This is a genomic window from Micromonospora sp. WMMD735 (genome assembly GCF_049178995.1).
GTDB lineage: Bacteria > Actinomycetota > Actinomycetes > Mycobacteriales > Micromonosporaceae > Micromonospora > Micromonospora wenchangensis.
In genome coordinates, this window is sequence record NZ_JBMHMJ010000002.1 from 4200052 (window position 1) to 4215427 (window position 15376).

A 15376-nucleotide genomic window follows, 5' to 3' on the forward strand; every position below is an offset into this window, starting at 1 on the left:
CGGGCCCCGGCCTCCGACCGGGGGTTGGCCACGAGAAGGTACGCATGCGTACGTTCCGCGGCTGGGACGAGCTGGTGACGTGTTGTCGTCGGATCTGCGCGACCCGGACCGGTCCGCCGCCCTCCGTCACGCGGAGAGCGGGCGCGGATCAGCCCTGGCGCTGCTTGTGGCGCGGGTCGGTGCAGATCACCATGACCCGGCCGTGCCGGCGGATAACCCGGCACTTGTTGCAGATCCTCTTGACGCTCGGCTTGACCTTCACGGTTGCCTTACTTCCCATCCGGCCCGGTGACGCGGTGACCGCGACTCCGGACGTCGAAGACGGACACGGGGACTTCCCGGCCGCCGTCAGGCTTTACTTGTAGCGGTAGACGATGCGCCCGCGGGTCAGGTCGTACGGCGAGAGTTCGACGACGACCCGGTCCTCCGGCAGGATGCGGATGTAGTGCTGCCGCATCTTGCCGCTGATGTGAGCCAGCACCTTGTGGCCGTTCGCGAGTTCCACCCGGAACATGGCGTTCGGCAGAGGCTCGATGACCCGACCCTCGATCTCGATGGCTCCGTCTTTTTTCGGCATGTACTCCGCTGTCCTGACGTCGGTTGTTCCGGACGACCCACAACGTCTTACACGGGCCTTCCGATGGTCATCGGGGACCCGCGCCAGCCGCGGCTCCGCACTCCCACCGAAGCGCGTGGTGGGCATGCCGGAGTGGACGCTGTGCGCCGATCTGAAAGTGTACGCCCGCCCACTGGTGGTCGCCAAACCGGCCACCAGTGGTGTCACCCACCCGGACGAAACCGGGCACCCTCCCCCGCAACGCCCAGCTGTCGGCGGGCGTTGCGGCGCTACTTGCGGCGCTTGCGCCGCCGCGTGTCGTGCACCGCCCGCCGGCGGTCCCGCCGGGCGGGAGCGCCGCCGGCAACCCCGCCCGTGGTACGCAGGAACAGCAGAACCCCCCACGGGCCGAGCGCCCATACCGGCCAGTAGAACAGCAGTTCCCGGCTACCGACCGAGGAGATCGCCCAGATCACGGTGAGCAGGGCCGCCACCCGCAGCCAGGGCATCCACACCTCGACCGGCCACCGGCCGGAGCCGGCACCCACGGGCACCGGCTCGCCCACCACGGAGCCCCCGGTCACCGGCGGCTCCGGCGTCACCTCCCGGTCGGGCACCGACTCCCCTGAACCGGACACCGGCGGGGCCTGCGGGTCGAGCGGGGCCAGCGCGGAGCGCTGCGCGGACGCCGGTGCCGGCAGGTCAGCCAGGACGGTGTCGAGTTCGGCGTACGTCTTCGCCCCGTACGTCTGTTGCAGGCGCTCGTCGTACTCGTGCAGGTCCAGCCGGCCCTCTTCCAGGGCGACCCGGAGCCGCTCCGCCGTCGCCTCCCGGTCGGCGTCCGCCGCCCGCATCCGTTCCCGCCCCGGCATGCCAGCCCGCCCCTCCATGCCGGCAAGCATGACACCACCGGTCCACCGCCGCCGAACCCTGATCGCCCACCGGGCCACAGGGCGACCGCCGGACCGGGGGCACACCGCCACCGCTGCCCGACGCTGACCCCGGCCGACCTGGCCGGCGACGCTGGCCCGGCTGAGCTGGCCCCGCTGGGCTGGCCCGGCTGGGTGGCCCCGCTGGGCTGGCCCGGCCGACGCTGGCCCGGCTGAGCTGGCCCGGCTGGCCTCGCCGAGCTGGCCCGGCCTACGCTGGCCCGGCTGGGTGGCCCCGCTGGGCTGGCCCGGCTGGCCTCGCCGAGCTGGCGCAACGGCACCGCCACCGGCCTCGGCCAGCCCGGCCCTCGGCTACCGGGCGGTTCCTCCCGGTGACAGCCCCCAAGGGGTCGTCGGGCCGCTTCGGCGCTTTCCACGAGGGCCCACCCGCCTCCTCTCACCGGTGACCGCGCCTCCCCCACCACATCCGCCCTCGGGTCCTTTCGACCTGATGACATCAGCGATTCACGTCCCTCTCCCCGTCCCCGGGTGAGCTTCACGCCTGCACTCCGCCGACGCTCTCCTCCGCCGACCGTGGGGAGCACGTCCACTCCCCGGCCGGCGGGTTGAGTCGCCGACGTCATCAGCTCGAAAGGACCTGGGGTGGGCCACTGGTCTCGGTGGTTCGCGCCGCCGGAAACGGCACGCGACGGCGTGAACCACCGAGAGCACGCCTGGAGACCGCACCACTGGGACACCTCACCGCCCGGACGCCCGAACCGGACACTGCCCCAAACGGACACCGGACAGCCCGGACACGCCCCAACCCGGACACCGCCCGCCCGGGAACCACCCCGCCCGGGACATGCTTCGGCCGGGCCGGCGGCGACGGGAGACACGGGTGCGGCGGACATCGACCGGCAGGGGGCCGGAACCGTAGCTCAGGGGGCTTCGTGCGGGTGTAGCGGTAGGGCAGGTGGGGCCGCGGGTCGGGTAGCCATGGGGCAGGTGGCCGTGGGTTCGGGAGCCGTGGTGACGGGTCAGGTCGCCGGGGAGTCGGCCGGCTGCCGGGCGGTCACCAGGTCACCGAGCCGCGCCCGCCCGCCGTCGAACGCGGTCAACACCCACACCCCGTCCTCCAGCAGCGCCATCGAATGCTCGACGTGTACCGCCATCGACCGGTCCCGGGTGACCACCGTCCACCCGTCGGACAACTCGACGGTACGTGGGGAACCCATCGTGATCATCGGCTCGATCGCCAGCGCCATGCCCGGCACCAGACGTGGCCCTTTGCCGGGCCGGCCGTGGTTGAGCACGTGCGGATCCTGGTGCATCTCGGTGCCGATGCCGTGGCCGCCGTAGCCGTCGACGATGCCGTACCGGCCGCCCCGGCGCACGGCTGTCTCGACGGCGTGCGAGATGTCGGTGAGCCGGCCTCGGCCGTTCGCGGCACCCCGCGCGGCGGTGGCGATCCCGGCCCACATGGCGTCCTCGGCGACCGAGGCCATCTTCAACAGCGCCGGGTCGACCTCGCCCACCCCGACGGTGACCGCCGCGTCGCCGTGCCAGCCGTCCAGCACCGCGCCGCAGTCGATCGAGATCAGGTCACCCTCCCTGAGCACCTGGTCGGCGGCGGGGATCGCGTGCACCACCTGCTCGTTGACCGACGAGCAGATCGAGGCGGGGAAACCGTGGTAGCCCTTGAAGGACGGGATCGCGCCCGCCTCGCGGATGGTCGCCTCGGCGATGGCGTCGAGGTCTGCCGTACTCACCCCGGGGGCGACCGCTGCGCTCATCCGGCGTAGGGCCTCGGCGACCACCAGGCCGGCGGCCCGCATCTTCTGGATCTGGTCAGGGGTCTTCAGCTGGATGTCCAGCTGGGCACGGCGCATGGAGCGGTCACCTTTCGTTGCTCTGCACAGCGAAACAGCGGGGCACGTCGCGTACCCCGCTGTTCGCACTCTATCCGCCGGGCCCCGGCGGGAGGTCAGCCGCCGTACGAGCGCAGCGCGTCGATCGCGCGGACGGTGACGTCCTCCACCGGGCCGGTGGCGTCGATCCCGACCAGCTTGTTCTGCGCGCCGTAGTAGTCGACCAGCGGAGCGGTCTTGTCGGCGTACTCCCGGAGGCGGGCGGCGATGGTCTCCGGCTTGTCGTCGTCGCGCTGGAACAGCTCGGCGCCGCACCGGTCGCAGACACCCTCCCGGCTGGGGGCGTCGAACTCGACGTGCCAGATCTTGCCGCAGCCCCGGCAGGTGCGCCGGCCGGAGAGCCGCCGGATCACCTCGTCGTCGTCGACGACCAGCTCCAGCACCAGATCCAGCGCGGTGCCCAGGTCGGCGAGGAGCTTGTCCAGCGCGGCGGCCTGCGGGGTGGTGCGCGGGAACCCGTCGAGCAGGAAGCCCTCGGAGGCGTCCGGCTCGGCGAGCCGGTCCCGGACCATGTTGATGGTCACCTCGTCCGGGACCAGCTTGCCCGCGTCCATGTACCGCTTCGCCTCGACTCCCAGGGGCGTCCCCTGGGAGACGTTGGCCCGGAAGATGTCACCGGTCGAGATCTTCGGCACCGAGAGGTGTGCGGCGATGAACTCCGCCTGTGTGCCCTTGCCCGCGCCCGGCGGGCCAACCAGAACGAGTCGCATCTACCGCAGGAACCCTTCGTAGTTCCGCTGCATGAGTTGGCTCTCGATCTGCTTCACGGTCTCCAGACCGACGCCGACCATGATGAGCACAGCGGTGCCGCCGAACGGGAAGTTCTGGAACTGCTGGCTGTTCAGCCAGATGAAGAAGAAGTTCGGCAGGACCGCCACGATACCCAGGTAGAGCGCGCCCGGCAGAGTGATCCGGCTGAGGATGAAGTCGAGGTAGTCGGCGGTCGGCTTGCCGGGGCGGATGCCCGGCACGAAGCCGCCGTACTTCTTCATGTTGTCCGCGACCTCGGTCGGGTTGAACGTGATCGAGACGTAGAAGTACGTGAAGAAGATGATCAGCAGGAAGTAGATCACGATGTGCAGCGGCGCGTCGGCCTGCACGATGTTGTTCTGGATCCAGGCCTGGGTCTTGCCCGGGTCGGTCTGGTCGAAGAACTGGAGCGCCAGCTGCGGCAGGTAGAGCAGCGACGAGGCGAAGATGACCGGGATGACACCGGCCTGGTTCACCTTCAGCGGGATGTAGGTGGAGGTGCCGCCGTACATCCGCCGGCCGATCATCCGCTTGGCGTACTGCACCGGGATCCGGCGCTGCGCCTGCTCGATGAAGCAGACCGCGGTGATGACCACCAGGACCAGCGCGAGCACCAGGGCGAACTTGCCCCAGCCCTCGTTGGTCTTGATCTTCCAGCCCTCGCTGGGGAGCCGGGCCGCGATCGAGGTGAAGATCAGGACGGACATGCCGTTGCCGACGCCCCGGTCGGTGATCAGCTCGCCGAGCCACATCACCATGCCGGTGCCGGCGGTCATCGTCATGACCAGGATGCTGAGGGTCAGCCAGTCCGGGATGCCGGTGCCCTCGGGCACGATCGGGAACTGGTCGCAGCGGTTCTGGAACAGCTGGCCGGAACGGGCCAGCGCCACGAACGCCGAGGACTGGAGGATGCCCAGGCCGAGGGTCAGGTAGCGGGTGTACTGGGTGATCTTCGCCTGGCCGGCCTGGCCCTCCTTGCGGAGCTGCTCCAGCCGGGGGATGACCACCGTCAGCAGTTGCAGGATGATCGACGCGGTGATGTAGGGCATGATGCCCAGCGCGAAGACCGAGAGCTGCAACAGCGCGCCGCCGGAGAACAGGTCGAGCAGGTTGAGCACGCCCGTGTTCTGGCCCTGCAGACTGTCGAGACACTTCTGCACGTTGCCGTACGAGACGCCGGGGCTGGGCAGAGTGGCGCCGAGCCGGTAGACCGCGATGATGCCTACTGTGAACAGCAGCTTCTTGCGCAGGTCAGGCGTACGGAACGCACTGAGAAAGGCGGACAGCAACTTCTTCCTCCTGCGCGCGGGCCGCCCGGTGGTGGTCCCTGGCGGGTGGGGTGGGTGCCGGGCAAGTGCCCGATATCCATGGCTGGGAAGGGACTCTAACAGCCCGATCCCGCTCCGGGCAGGTGTGCCCGGCTACATAAACCGAATCCGATGTTACCCGGCGCACACGCTCCGGGTAGACCAGGGCGCCCGCCCAGTCACGAAGAACTGAGCGGGCGCCATGGTCTGCCTGACCTACAGCTCGGTGACCGAGCCGCCGGCAGCGGTGATCTTCTCCTTGGCCGAAGCGCTGAACGCCTGCGCCGACACCTGGAGGGTCACGCCGCCGAGGTCGCCGGTGCCGAGGATCTTGACCGGGTGGCCCTTGCGGACCGCGCCGGCCTCGACCAGCTCCAGCGGGCCGACCTGGCCGCCGTTGGGGAACAGTTCGGCCAGCCGGTCCAGGTTGACCACCTGGAAGACGACCTTGAACTTGTTCTTGAAGCCCTTCATCTTCGGCAGGCGCATGTGGATGGGCATCTGCCCACCCTCGAACGCCGCCGAGATGTTCTTGCGGGCCTTGGAGCCCTTGGTGCCGCGACCGGCGGTCTTGCCCTTGGAGCCCTCACCGCGACCCACCCGGGTCTTCGCGGTCTTGGCGCCCGGGGCCGGACGCAGATGGTGAACCTTGATCGTCATTACTCGACCTCCTCGACCTTCACGAGGTGGCTGACCGTGAAGATCATGCCCCGAATCTCGGGACGGTCCTCCTTGACCACCACGTCATTGATCCGCTTCAGGCCGAGCGAACGCAGCGAGTGCCGCTGGTTCTGCTTCCTCCCGATCTCGGACCGGATCTGGGTGACCTTCAGGCGTGCCATCAGGACGCCACCCCCGCCCGCGACGCCAGCATGGCGGCCGGCGCCACGTCCTCGACCGGCAGGCCACGACGGGCCGCGACGGCCTCCGGGGACTCGAGCCCCTTCAGCGCCGCCACCGTGGCGTGCACGATGTTGATCGGGTTGGACGAGCCGAGGCTCTTGGAGAGCACGTCGTGGATGCCCGCGCACTCCAGCACGGCACGCACCGGGCCACCGGCGATGACGCCCGTACCGGCGGACGCCGGCTTGAGCAGCACCACACCGGCCGCGGCCTCACCCTGGATCGGGTGCGGGATCGACTGGCCGATCCGCGGCACCTTGAAGAAGTGCTTCTTGGCCTCCTCGACGCCCTTGGCGATCGCCGCGGGCACCTCCTTGGCCTTTCCGTAGCCCACGCCGACCGTGCCGTCGCCGTCGCCCACGATCACCAGGGCGGTGAAGCTGAAGCGACGACCACCCTTCACGACCTTGGCGACGCGGTTGATCGCGACGACCCGCTCGAGGTGCGGGGTCTTCTCGACGGGCGCGTTTCCGCGGCCGCCCTCACGGCGGTTGTCGCGGCGACCACCCTCGTTGCCACCGGACCCGCCGCCACGGCGCTGTTGACCTGGCATCAGCAGCCTTCCTTATCTCTCGTGACGGGGTTTCTAGAACTCGAGCCCGGCTTCGCGGGCGGCGTCGGCAAGCGCGGCGACCCGCCCCGCGTACCGGTTGCCACCACGGTCGAAGACGACCTTGGACACACCGGCGGCCTTGGCCCGCTCGGCGAGCAGGCTGCCGACCTTGCCGGCCAGGGCGCTCTTGTCGCCCTCCGCACCGCGCAGCGACGCGTCCAGGGTCGAGGCCGACGCCAGGGTGTGACCCTTGGTGTCGTCGACGATCTGGGCGACGATGTGCCGCAGCGAGCGGGTGACCACCAGGCGGGGACGCTCGGCGGTGCCGCTGACGTTCTTGCGGACCCGGAAGTGTCGACGCGCACGGCCGACGGCGCGCTTGGCGGCGACGCCGCGGCGGCGCTTGAGCAGCGTGGCGCTCACTTCTTACCTGCCTTTCCGGCCTTGCGGCGGATGACCTCGCCCTGGTACTTGACACCCTTGCCCTTGTAGGGCTCCGGCGGGCGGATCTTCCGGATGTTGGCGGCGACCTCACCGACCTGCTGCTTGTCGATGCCGGCCACGTGGAACAGCGTCGGCCGCTCCACCGTGAAGGTGATGCCGTCCGGCGCGGGGACCAGGACCGGGTGCGAGAACCCGAGCGCGAACTCCAGGTCCTTGCCCTTGGCCGTGACCCGGTAACCGGTGCCGGCGATCTCCAGGCTCTTGCGGTAGCCCTCGGTGACCCCGACGATCATGTTGGCGACCAGGGTACGGCTGAGGCCGTGCAGCTCCTTGGCCTTGCGCTCGTCGTTCGGCCGGTTGACGTGCAGCTGGCCGTCCTCGCCCCGCTCCGCGGAGATCGGCTCGGCGAGCGTGTGGGACAGCTCGCCCTTGGGGCCCTTGACCTTGACGGTCTGGCCCTCGATCGTGATGTCGACGCCGGAAGGCACCGGGATCGACTTACGTCCAATACGCGACATTTCTACCTGTCTCCCGTTACCAGACGAAGGCGAGGACTTCCCCGCCAACGCTCCGCTTGCGGGCCTGCCGGTCGGTGAGCAGCCCCTGGGACGTCGAAATGATCGCCACGCCCAGCCCGCCGAGCACCCGCGGGAGCCCGTCCGACTTGGCGTACACCCGGAGACCGGGCTTGGACACGCGCTTGATGCCGGCCAGGCTCCGCTCCCGGTTCTGGCCGTACTTCAGCTCGACGACCAGTCGCTTGCCGACGGCGCCCTCCTCGGGCTCCTCGACCAACCAGGTGGCGATGTAACCCTCGGCCTTGAGGACCTCGGCGATGTTCGCCTTGATCTTCGAGTAGGGCATCGTCACCCGGTCGTGGTACGCCTGGTTGGCGTTCCGCAGACGCGTGAGCATGTCTGCGATCGGGTCGGTCATCGTCATGAAATTCGTCAACCTTTCTCGCCGGGGTTCCCCGGGCACGGCCCGGGGCCTACGGCGAAGAGACAGTTCAGCTGACGCGCGGAGCGCGCCGGGCTATTACCAGGAAGCCTTGGACACGCCGGGCAGCTCACCGCGGTGGGCCATCTCCCGGATGCACACCCGGCAGAGGCCGAACTTGCGGTAGACCGCCTTCGGACGCCCGCACCGCTGGCAGCGGGTGTACGCGCGAACCGAGAACTTCGGCTTCGCGGCGGCCTTGAGGATCAGCGCCTTCTTGGCCATCTCAGTTCTCCTTGAACGGGAAGCCCAGGAGCTTGAGCAGCGCCCGGCCCTCGTCGTCGGTCGTGGCGGTCGTGACCACCGTGATGTCCATGCCCCGCTGGCGATCGATCCTGTCCTGGTCGATCTCGTGGAACACCGACTGCTCGGTCAGGCCGAACGTGTAGTTGCCGTGCCCGTCGAGCTTGCGTCCGTCCAGACCGCGGAAGTCACGGATACGCGGCAGCGCGATCGACAGCAGCCGGTCCAGGAACTCCCACATCCGGTCGCCGCGCAGGGTCACCTTCGCACCGATCGGCATGCCCTCACGCAGCTTGAACTGCGCGATCGACTTGGTGGCCCGACGCACCTGCGGCTTCTGGCCGGTGATCGTGGCCAGGTCGCGGACGGCGCCGTCGATCAGCTTGGCGTCGCGGGCAGCCTCGCCCACGCCCATGTTGACGACGATCTTGACCAGCCGCGGCACCTGCATGGGGTTGCCGTAGCTGTGCTGCTCCTGCAGCTTGGCCACGATCTCGTTGCGGTACCGCTCCTTGAGGCGCGGCAGGGTCTTGGTTTCGGTAGCCGTGGTCATCACAGGTCCTTACCGGTGCTACGCGCGATGCGGACCTTCTGGCCGTTGTCGTCGAACCGGTAGCCGACCCGGGTCGGGTTCCCGTCGGAGTCCAGGACCTGCACGTTCGAGACGTGGATCGGGGCCTCCTGGGTGACGATGCCACCGGTCTTGGCGCCGCGCTGGGTGGTGCTGACTCGGGTGTGCTTCTTGACCCGGTTCACGCCTTCGACGAGGACCTTGTCCTGCCGCGGGTAGGCCGCGATGACCTTGCCCTTGGCACCCTTGTCCTTGCCGGCGATGACGATGACCGTGTCGCCCTTCTTGACCTTCACGGTCACAACACCTCCGGCGCGAGGGAAATGATCTTCATGAACCGCTTGTCCCGCAGCTCGCGGCCCACCGGGCCGAAGATGCGGGTCCCGCGCGGGTCCCCGCCGTCCTTGATGATGACGGCGGCGTTCTCGTCGAAACGGATGTACGAGCCGTCCGGCCGCCGCTTCTCCTTGGCGGTGCGGACGACGACGGCCTTGACGACGTCGCCCTTCTTGACACCGGCGCCCGGGATCGCGTCCTTGACGGTGGCCACGATGACGTCGCCGATGCTCGCGTAGCGCCGACCGGAGCCACCGAGAACCCGGATGCACAGGATCTCCCGGGCACCCGTGTTGTCGGCGACGCGCAGTCGCGACTCCTGCTGAATCACGTCTATCTCCTATGTCTGCCGGTTCTCCGGCCGCCCTCGCGGACGGCCGGAGCCTGGCGGAACCTGCGCCCGACCGAAACCGGCCGAGCTCGAGCCTTCGCTACTTGGCCTTCTCGAGGATCTCCACGATCCGCCAACGCTTGGTGGCGGACAGCGGCCGGGTCTCCATGATCAGGACCCGGTCACCGATGCCTGCAGCGTTCTGCTCGTCGTGGACCTTCAGCTTGCTGGTACGGCGCATGATCTTGCCGTACAGCGCGTGCTTGACCCGGTCCTCGACCTCGACCACGACGGTCTTGTCCATCTTGTCGCTGACCACCAGGCCCTCACGGACCTTACGGCGGGCCCGCACGGTGGTGGCGGTGTTCTCGGTCTCACTCATGATGCAGTCACCTCAGTCGGCGCGGCCGAGAGACCCAGCTCGCGCTCACGCATGATCGTGTAGATCCGGGCGATCTCCCGACGGATGACCTGCAGCCGCCGGTTGTTGTCCAGCTGACCGGTCGCGGCCTGCACGCGGAGGTTGAACAGCTCCGCCTTGGCCTCGCGCAGCTTCGTGACCAGCTCCTCCTCGGAGAGTTCACGCAGCTCGGAGGGCTTGACGCCCGCTGCCATCAGGATTCACCCACTTCGCGCGTAACAATGCGGCACTTCATCGGGAGCTTGTGGATCGCGCGACGCATCGCCTCTCGCGCGATCTGCTCGTTGGGGAAGGACATCTCGAAGAGAACCCGCCCCGGCTTGACGTTCGCGACCCACCACTCGGGCGAGCCCTTGCCGGAACCCATCCGGGTCTCGGCCGGCTTCTTGGTGAGGGCCTGGTCCGGGAAGACCGTGATCCACACCTTGCCGCCACGCTTGATGTGCCGGGTCATGGCGATACGTGCCGACTCGATCTGCCGGTTGGTCACGTACGCCGGCTCGAGAGCCTGGATTCCGAACTCGCCGAACACCACCCGGTTACCGCCCTTGGACGCGCCGTGGCGGTCCGGGTGGTGCGGCTTGCGGAAGCCCTTCGGGGGCTTGCGCGGCATCAGCATCTGTCAGCCCTCCTGCTGCGTTTCTGCCGGCTGGGTGGCGGCCGCGGCGACAGCGGAGCTGTCGACCGGCTCGCCACTCGGCGTCTCGGCCTGCTGCGCGATGGTGGTCGCGGCAGCCCGGCCGGCCTCGGTACCACCGGCGGTCGTACCCGACGAACCCGACCGGCCACGACGCGGCCGCTCGGGCCGGTCGCCGCGCTCACCACGACGCGGGCGGGACGGACCGGCCTCGGCCGGAGCCTCCCGGCCCGGCACGGCGTCGCCCTTGTAGATCCAGACCTTCACGCCGATCCGGCCGAAGGTGGTACGCGCCTCGAAGAAGCCGTACTCGATGTTGGCCCGCAGCGTGTGCAGCGGAACCCGACCCTCGCGGTAGAACTCCGTCCGGCTCATCTCGGCGCCACCGAGGCGGCCCGAGACCTGCACCCGGATGCCCTTGCAGACGGGGTTCTTCATCGCCGACTGCATCGACTTGCGCATGGCCCGACGGAAGCTGACCCGGCTGGAGAGCTGCTCGGCGACGCCCTGGGCGACCAGCTGCGCGTCCGACTCGGGGTTCTTGACCTCGATGATGTTCAGCTGCACCTGCTTGCCGGTGAGCTTCTCCAGCTCGCCGCGGATCCGGTCGGCCTCCGCACCCTTACGGCCGATGACGATGCCCGGCCGGGCGGTGTGGATGTCGACCCGGACACGGTCCCGGGTGCGCTCGATGTCGACCTTGGAGATGCCGGCACGCTCGAGGCCCTTGGACATCATCCGGCGGATCTTGACGTCCTCGCCGATGTAGTCCTTGTAGAGCTTGTCCGCGAACCAGCGGGACTTCCAGTCGGTCGAGATGCCGAGCCGGAATCCAGTGGGGTGAACCTTCTGACCCATTACTCGGCACCCTCCGTCTTGCTCTCGGTCGCTGCGGGCTCGGCCTGCTGCGCCGGTGCCGCCTTCTTCGCCGCGGACTTCTTCGGCGCGGCCGGCGCGACCGCCTCGACCGCCACGGTGATGTGGCAGGTGCGCTTGCGGATCCGGTAGGCCCGGCCCTGCGCCCGCGGCCGGAACCGCTTCATGGTCGGGCCCTCGTCGACGAACGCCTCGCTGACGAGCAGCGCGTCAGGGTCCAGCCGCTCGTTGTTCTCCGCGTTGGCGATCGCGCTCGCGAGCACCTTGTACACCTGCTCGCTCGCCGCCTGCGGCGCGAACTGCAGCACCGTGAGCGCCTCCTTCGCGGGCAGGCCGCGGACGAGGTTGACCACCCGGCGCGCCTTCATCGGCGAGATGCGCACGTGTCGCGCAACCGCCCGCGCGCCCGGAAGCACCGGAGCGTCGCCCTTTCCTGGCATCGCTGTAACCCCTTGTTCCTCTATCCGTATGCCCGCGGCGTCAGCGCCGGCGGCTCTTCCGGTCGTCCTTCTCGTGACCCTTGAACGTGCGGGTCAGCGCGAACTCGCCGAGCTTGTGCCCGACCATGGCCTCGGTCACGAACACCGGGACGTGTTTGCGTCCGTCGTGCACGGCGATCGTGTGCCCGAGCATCTCGGGGATGATCGTCGAGCGGCGCGACCAGGTCTTGATGACGTTCTTCGAGCCCTTGTCGTTCTGCGTCTCCACCTTCTTGAGCAGGTGGTCGTCGATGAACGGGCCCTTCTTCAGGCTGCGAGGCATGCTCTATCTCCCTCAGCCGCGCTTACGCGTGGCGTAGCGGCGGCGGACGATCAGCCGGTCGCTCGGCTGGCCCTTACGACGGGTGCGGCCCTCGGGCTTACCCTGCGGGTTCACCGGGTGGCGACCACCGGAGGTCTTACCCTCACCACCACCGTGCGGGTGGTCGACCGGGTTCATCGCGACACCACGGACGGTCGGGCGCTTGCCCTTCCACCGCATCCGGCCGGCCTTGCCCCAGTTGATGTTCGACTGGTCGGCGTTGCCGATCTCGCCGACGCTGGCGCGGCAGCGCACGTCGACCCGCCGGATCTCACCGGACGGCATACGCAGGGTCGCGTACACGCCCTCCCGGCCGAGCAGCTGGATGCCGACGCCTGCCGAACGGGCCAGCTTGGCGCCGCCGCCCGGACGCAGCTCCACGTTGTGGACGGTGGTACCGACCGGGATGTTGCGCAGCGGCAGGTTGTTGCCCGGCTTGATGTCGGCGCCCGGCCCGGACTCGACCCGGTCGCCCTGCTTCAGGTCCTTCGGCGCGAGGATGTAGCGCTTCTCGCCGTCGGCGTAGTGCAGCAGCGCGATGCGCGCGGTGCGGTTCGGGTCGTACTCGATGTGCGCGACCTTCGCCGGCACGCCGTCCTTGTCGACCCGCTTGAAGTCGATCAGGCGGTACTGCCGCTTGTGGCCGCCGCCGTGGTGCCGGGCGGTGATCCGGCCGTGGGCGTTGCGTCCGCCCTTCTTCGGCAGCGGGGCCAGCAGGGACTTCTCCGGCGTGGACCGGGTGATCTCGGCGAAGTCGGCAACGCTGGAGCCGCGTCGGCCCGGCGTCGTCGGCTTGTACTTACGGATAGCCATTGTCTACACCCCTCAGCTGACCGGGCCGCCGAAGGCCTCGATACGGTCACCGTCAGCCAGCTTCACGATCGCCCGCTTGGTCGCCTTGCGCTGACCGAAGCCGGTCTTGGTGCGCTTGCGCTTGCCCTGGCGGTTGAGCGTGTTGACCGTCAGGACGCGGACGTTGAAGATCTGCTGGATAGCGATCTTGATCTCGGTCTTGTTCGCGTCCGGGTGCACCAGGAAGGTGTACCAGTTCCGGTTCAGCTCGCTGTAGCTCTTCTCCGAGACGACCGGCGCGACGATGACGTCCCGCGGGTCGGCGATCGTGCTCACTTGCCACCCTCCTCGGTGGTCTCGGCGGACTCGGCCGCGGGGCCGGCCTCCGCGGGCACGCCCAGGAACTCGTCCAGGGCGTCCTTGCTGAAGACCACGTCGTCGGCCACCAGCACGTCGTACGTGTTGAGCTGGCCGGACTCGATCAGGTGCACCCGAGGCTCGTTGCGCAGCGACACCCAGTTCAGCTCGTCGGTGCTGCTCAGCACGACAAGCACCCGCCGGGCCCCGGTCAGCTTGGCCAGGGTGGCCAGGGCCGCCTTGGTCGACGGCTTCTCGCCCGAGACGAAGGTCTCGACGACGTGCACCTGGCCGGCGCGGGCCCGGTCGGAGAGGGCGCCACGCAGGGCGGCGGCCTTCATCTTCTTCGGGGTCCGCTGGCTGTAGTCGCGCGGCACCGGGCCGTGGACCACGCCACCGCCGGCGAACTGCGGCGCGCGGATCGAGCCCTGCCGGGCGCGACCGGTGCCCTTCTGCTTGTACGGCTTCTTGCCGCCGCCGGAGACCTCGCCACGGGACTTGGCCTTGTGGGTGCCCTGCCGGGCCGCCGCGAGCTGAGCCACCACGACCTGGTGCATCAGCGCGATGTTGGCCTGGACGTCGAAGATGTCGGCCGGCAGCTCGACGGAGCCGCTCTTGGCGCCTTCGACGTTGAGGACGTCAACGGTGGTCACTTGGCCACACCGCCCTTCTTCGCCTTCGTCTTGGCCGCGGTGCGGACCAGGACCAGCGCGCCCTTGGGGCCGGGAATGGCACCACGGACGAGCAGGAGGTTGTTCTCGGTGTCGACCGCCTGGACGGTCAGGTTCTGAACGGTGTAGCGCACGCCACCCATCCGACCCGCCATCCGGGTGCCCTTGAAGACGCGACCCGGGGTCGCGCAGGCGCCGATGGAGCCCGGCGAGCGGTGCTTGCGCTCGACACCGTGGCTGGCGCGCAGACCGTGGAAGCCGTGCCGCTTCATCGGGCCGGCGTAGCCCTTGCCCTTGGTCTTGCCGGTGACGTCGATGACCACGCCGACCGGGAACTCCTCGACCGTGACCTCCTGGCCGAGCGAGTAGTCCGCGGCGTCGGTGGTGCGCAGCTCGACGATGTGCCGGCGCGGCGCCACGTCCGCCTTGGCGTAGTGCCCGGCGAGCGGCTTCTTGGCCTTGCGCGGGTCGATCGTGCCGTAGGCGAGCTGGACTGCGGAGTAACCGTCCTTCTCGGCGCTACGAACCTGGCTGACGACGCAGGGGCCGGCCTGAACCACGGTCACGGGGACAACCTTGTTGTTGTCCCAGACCTGGGTCATGCCGAGCTTTGCGCCCAGGATCCCCTTGACTTGCCTGTCCATTTGTCCGGTCCCTACAGCTTGATCTCGATGTCGACGCCAGCCGGCAGGTCGAGGCGCATGAGCGAGTCGACCGTCTTCGGGGTCGGGTCGATGATGTCGATCAGCCGCTTGTGCGTACGCATCTCGAAGTGCTCGCGCGAGTCCTTGTACTTGTGCGGCGAGCGGATGACGCAGAAACGGTTGATCTCCGTGGGCAGCGGCACCGGGCCCGCGACCTGCGCCCCGGTGCGCGTCACCGTCTCGACGATCTTCCGCGCCGAGGAGTCGACGACCTCGTGGTCATAGGCCTTGAGCCGGATGCGGATCTTCTGTCCCGCCATGGTGGCTTCTGTTCCTTCTCTCGATGCCGCTGTGTTGCGGGCACCTGTACCGGCTGGTACAGGC

Annotated in this window: 27 protein-coding genes; all 27 read right to left on the reverse strand. The window is 69.1% G+C overall.

The genetic code is table 11. From position 1 onward, the window contains the following. Positions 1–148: 148 nt before the first annotated feature. The gene (gene rpmJ, locus ACN268_RS17860) at positions 149–262 is read right to left on the reverse strand and encodes a 50S ribosomal protein L36 (RefSeq protein ID WP_012184307.1); all 114 of its coding nucleotides are present in this window, start codon (positions 260–262) and stop codon (positions 149–151) included. Positions 263–355: 93 nt separating this feature from the next. After that, on the reverse strand, positions 356–577 hold the full coding sequence (gene infA / locus ACN268_RS17865; protein WP_007073013.1) for a translation initiation factor IF-1: 222 nt from the start codon (positions 575–577) through the stop codon (positions 356–358). A gap of 269 nt (positions 578–846) precedes the next feature. Beyond that, a complete protein-coding gene (locus ACN268_RS17870) occupies positions 847–1446 on the reverse strand; it encodes a DUF1707 SHOCT-like domain-containing protein (RefSeq protein ID WP_421484173.1) in 600 nt (199 codons plus the stop codon). 1019 nt (positions 1447–2465) lie between these two features. Then, on the reverse strand, positions 2466–3317 hold the full coding sequence (gene map, locus ACN268_RS17875) for a type I methionyl aminopeptidase (protein WP_421484175.1): 852 nt from the start codon (positions 3315–3317) through the stop codon (positions 2466–2468). A 95-nt stretch (positions 3318–3412) separates the two neighbouring features. Then, positions 3413–4066: an adenylate kinase gene (locus tag ACN268_RS17880; protein ID WP_088646992.1), complete on the reverse strand. Its 654-nt coding sequence runs from the start codon at positions 4064–4066 to the stop codon at positions 3413–3415. Continuing rightward, the gene (gene secY, locus ACN268_RS17885) at positions 4067–5395 is read right to left on the reverse strand and encodes a preprotein translocase subunit SecY (protein ID WP_208568320.1); all 1329 of its coding nucleotides are present in this window, start codon (positions 5393–5395) and stop codon (positions 4067–4069) included. Positions 5396–5629: 234 nt separating this feature from the next. After that, positions 5630–6073 (reverse strand): 50S ribosomal protein L15, encoded by a 444-nt coding sequence (rplO, locus tag ACN268_RS17890; RefSeq protein ID WP_088646994.1) that lies wholly within the window; start codon positions 6071–6073, stop codon positions 5630–5632. Beyond that, the gene (gene rpmD, locus ACN268_RS17895) at positions 6073–6255 is read right to left on the reverse strand and encodes a 50S ribosomal protein L30 (RefSeq protein WP_088646995.1); all 183 of its coding nucleotides are present in this window, start codon (positions 6253–6255) and stop codon (positions 6073–6075) included. Before rpmD ends, rplO begins: the two co-directional genes overlap by 1 nt. Beyond that, the gene (gene rpsE / locus ACN268_RS17900; RefSeq protein WP_088646996.1) at positions 6255–6869 is read right to left on the reverse strand and encodes a 30S ribosomal protein S5; all 615 of its coding nucleotides are present in this window, start codon (positions 6867–6869) and stop codon (positions 6255–6257) included. Before rpsE ends, rpmD begins: the two co-directional genes overlap by 1 nt. 33 nt (positions 6870–6902) lie before the next feature. Further along, the gene (rplR, locus tag ACN268_RS17905) at positions 6903–7292 is read right to left on the reverse strand and encodes a 50S ribosomal protein L18 (RefSeq protein ID WP_088646997.1); all 390 of its coding nucleotides are present in this window, start codon (positions 7290–7292) and stop codon (positions 6903–6905) included. Continuing rightward, a complete protein-coding gene (gene rplF / locus ACN268_RS17910) occupies positions 7289–7831 on the reverse strand; it encodes a 50S ribosomal protein L6 (RefSeq protein ID WP_204924859.1) in 543 nt (180 codons plus the stop codon). The genes rplR and rplF overlap by 4 nt, the downstream gene beginning before the upstream one ends. A 16-nt stretch (positions 7832–7847) precedes the next feature. Then, positions 7848–8255, reverse strand: coding sequence for a 30S ribosomal protein S8 (gene rpsH, locus ACN268_RS17915; RefSeq protein WP_067301438.1), 408 nt, complete (start codon positions 8253–8255; stop codon positions 7848–7850). Between the two features lie 96 nt (positions 8256–8351). Beyond that, on the reverse strand, positions 8352–8537 hold the full coding sequence (locus ACN268_RS17920) for a type Z 30S ribosomal protein S14 (RefSeq protein ID WP_007073023.1): 186 nt from the start codon (positions 8535–8537) through the stop codon (positions 8352–8354). Position 8538: 1 nt separating this feature from the next. Next, the gene (gene rplE / locus ACN268_RS17925) at positions 8539–9108 is read right to left on the reverse strand and encodes a 50S ribosomal protein L5 (RefSeq protein ID WP_067301437.1); all 570 of its coding nucleotides are present in this window, start codon (positions 9106–9108) and stop codon (positions 8539–8541) included. Continuing rightward, positions 9108–9428 carry a 50S ribosomal protein L24 gene (gene rplX / locus ACN268_RS17930; RefSeq protein ID WP_194821781.1) on the reverse strand — a complete coding sequence of 107 codons (321 nt, stop codon included), beginning with the start codon at positions 9426–9428 and terminating at the stop codon, positions 9108–9110. Before rplX ends, rplE begins: the two co-directional genes overlap by 1 nt. Continuing rightward, a complete protein-coding gene (gene rplN, locus ACN268_RS17935) occupies positions 9425–9793 on the reverse strand; it encodes a 50S ribosomal protein L14 (protein ID WP_007073026.1) in 369 nt (122 codons plus the stop codon). Before rplN ends, rplX begins: the two co-directional genes overlap by 4 nt. A 100-nt stretch (positions 9794–9893) precedes the next feature. Continuing rightward, entirely contained in the window at positions 9894–10175 is a 282-nt protein-coding gene (gene rpsQ, locus ACN268_RS17940; RefSeq protein ID WP_088646999.1) for a 30S ribosomal protein S17, read from the reverse strand. Next, positions 10172–10408: a 50S ribosomal protein L29 gene (rpmC, locus tag ACN268_RS17945; protein ID WP_013288628.1), complete on the reverse strand. Its 237-nt coding sequence runs from the start codon at positions 10406–10408 to the stop codon at positions 10172–10174. The genes rpsQ and rpmC overlap by 4 nt, the downstream gene beginning before the upstream one ends. Then, entirely contained in the window at positions 10408–10833 is a 426-nt protein-coding gene (rplP, locus tag ACN268_RS17950; protein WP_088647000.1) for a 50S ribosomal protein L16, read from the reverse strand. Before rplP ends, rpmC begins: the two co-directional genes overlap by 1 nt. Positions 10834–10836: 3 nt before the next feature. Then, positions 10837–11709, reverse strand: coding sequence for a 30S ribosomal protein S3 (gene rpsC, locus ACN268_RS17955; RefSeq protein WP_088647001.1), 873 nt, complete (start codon positions 11707–11709; stop codon positions 10837–10839). After that, positions 11709–12167 carry a 50S ribosomal protein L22 gene (rplV, locus tag ACN268_RS17960; RefSeq protein WP_088647002.1) on the reverse strand — a complete coding sequence of 153 codons (459 nt, stop codon included), beginning with the start codon at positions 12165–12167 and terminating at the stop codon, positions 11709–11711. Before rplV ends, rpsC begins: the two co-directional genes overlap by 1 nt. A gap of 40 nt (positions 12168–12207) precedes the next feature. Further along, on the reverse strand, positions 12208–12489 hold the full coding sequence (gene rpsS / locus ACN268_RS17965) for a 30S ribosomal protein S19 (RefSeq protein ID WP_088647003.1): 282 nt from the start codon (positions 12487–12489) through the stop codon (positions 12208–12210). Between the two features lie 12 nt (positions 12490–12501). After that, a complete protein-coding gene (rplB, locus tag ACN268_RS17970; RefSeq protein WP_204924858.1) occupies positions 12502–13341 on the reverse strand; it encodes a 50S ribosomal protein L2 in 840 nt (279 codons plus the stop codon). 12 nt (positions 13342–13353) lie between these two features. Continuing rightward, entirely contained in the window at positions 13354–13656 is a 303-nt protein-coding gene (gene rplW, locus ACN268_RS17975) for a 50S ribosomal protein L23 (RefSeq protein ID WP_067301418.1), read from the reverse strand. Then, positions 13653–14330, reverse strand: coding sequence for a 50S ribosomal protein L4 (gene rplD, locus ACN268_RS17980; protein ID WP_421484176.1), 678 nt, complete (start codon positions 14328–14330; stop codon positions 13653–13655). The genes rplW and rplD overlap by 4 nt, the downstream gene beginning before the upstream one ends. After that, positions 14327–14992 (reverse strand): 50S ribosomal protein L3, encoded by a 666-nt coding sequence (rplC, locus tag ACN268_RS17985; RefSeq protein ID WP_088647006.1) that lies wholly within the window; start codon positions 14990–14992, stop codon positions 14327–14329. The genes rplD and rplC overlap by 4 nt, the downstream gene beginning before the upstream one ends. Before the next feature lie 11 nt (positions 14993–15003). Beyond that, positions 15004–15312, reverse strand: coding sequence for a 30S ribosomal protein S10 (rpsJ, locus tag ACN268_RS17990; RefSeq protein WP_007073037.1), 309 nt, complete (start codon positions 15310–15312; stop codon positions 15004–15006). Positions 15313–15376: the final 64 nt, after the last annotated feature.

What these genes read in the sequence shown, in the direction of transcription:
- infA (WP_007073013.1), bottom strand. Translation starts at nt 577, where the DNA reads ATGCCGAAAAAAGACGGAGCCATCGAGATCGAGGGTCGGGTCATCGAG.
- ACN268_RS17870 (WP_421484173.1), bottom strand. Translation starts at nt 1,446, where the DNA reads ATGGAGGGGCGGGCTGGCATGCCGGGGCGGGAACGGATGCGGGCGGCG.
- map (WP_421484175.1), bottom strand. Translation starts at nt 3,317, where the DNA reads ATGCGCCGTGCCCAGCTGGACATCCAGCTGAAGACCCCTGACCAGATC.
- ACN268_RS17880 (WP_088646992.1), bottom strand. Translation starts at nt 4,066, where the DNA reads ATGCGACTCGTTCTGGTTGGCCCGCCGGGCGCGGGCAAGGGCACACAG.
- rplO (WP_088646994.1), bottom strand. Translation starts at nt 6,073, where the DNA reads ATGACGATCAAGGTTCACCATCTGCGTCCGGCCCCGGGCGCCAAGACC.
- rpmD (WP_088646995.1), bottom strand. Translation starts at nt 6,255, where the DNA reads ATGGCACGCCTGAAGGTCACCCAGATCCGGTCCGAGATCGGGAGGAAG.
- rpsE (WP_088646996.1), bottom strand. Translation starts at nt 6,869, where the DNA reads ATGCCAGGTCAACAGCGCCGTGGCGGCGGGTCCGGTGGCAACGAGGGT.
- rplF (WP_204924859.1), bottom strand. Translation starts at nt 7,831, where the DNA reads ATGTCGCGTATTGGACGTAAGTCGATCCCGGTGCCTTCCGGCGTCGAC.
- rpsH (WP_067301438.1), bottom strand. Translation starts at nt 8,255, where the DNA reads ATGACGATGACCGACCCGATCGCAGACATGCTCACGCGTCTGCGGAAC.
- ACN268_RS17920 (WP_007073023.1), bottom strand. Translation starts at nt 8,537, where the DNA reads ATGGCCAAGAAGGCGCTGATCCTCAAGGCCGCCGCGAAGCCGAAGTTC.
- rplE (WP_067301437.1), bottom strand. Translation starts at nt 9,108, where the DNA reads ATGACCACGGCTACCGAAACCAAGACCCTGCCGCGCCTCAAGGAGCGG.
- rpsQ (WP_088646999.1), bottom strand. Translation starts at nt 10,175, where the DNA reads ATGAGTGAGACCGAGAACACCGCCACCACCGTGCGGGCCCGCCGTAAG.
- rpmC (WP_013288628.1), bottom strand. Translation starts at nt 10,408, where the DNA reads ATGGCAGCGGGCGTCAAGCCCTCCGAGCTGCGTGAACTCTCCGAGGAG.
- rplP (WP_088647000.1), bottom strand. Translation starts at nt 10,833, where the DNA reads ATGCTGATGCCGCGCAAGCCCCCGAAGGGCTTCCGCAAGCCGCACCAC.
- rpsC (WP_088647001.1), bottom strand. Translation starts at nt 11,709, where the DNA reads ATGGGTCAGAAGGTTCACCCCACTGGATTCCGGCTCGGCATCTCGACC.
- rplV (WP_088647002.1), bottom strand. Translation starts at nt 12,167, where the DNA reads ATGCCAGGAAAGGGCGACGCTCCGGTGCTTCCGGGCGCGCGGGCGGTT.
- rpsS (WP_088647003.1), bottom strand. Translation starts at nt 12,489, where the DNA reads ATGCCTCGCAGCCTGAAGAAGGGCCCGTTCATCGACGACCACCTGCTC.
- rplB (WP_204924858.1), bottom strand. Translation starts at nt 13,341, where the DNA reads ATGGCTATCCGTAAGTACAAGCCGACGACGCCGGGCCGACGCGGCTCC.
- rplC (WP_088647006.1), bottom strand. Translation starts at nt 14,992, where the DNA reads ATGGACAGGCAAGTCAAGGGGATCCTGGGCGCAAAGCTCGGCATGACC.
- rpsJ (WP_007073037.1), bottom strand. Translation starts at nt 15,312, where the DNA reads ATGGCGGGACAGAAGATCCGCATCCGGCTCAAGGCCTATGACCACGAG.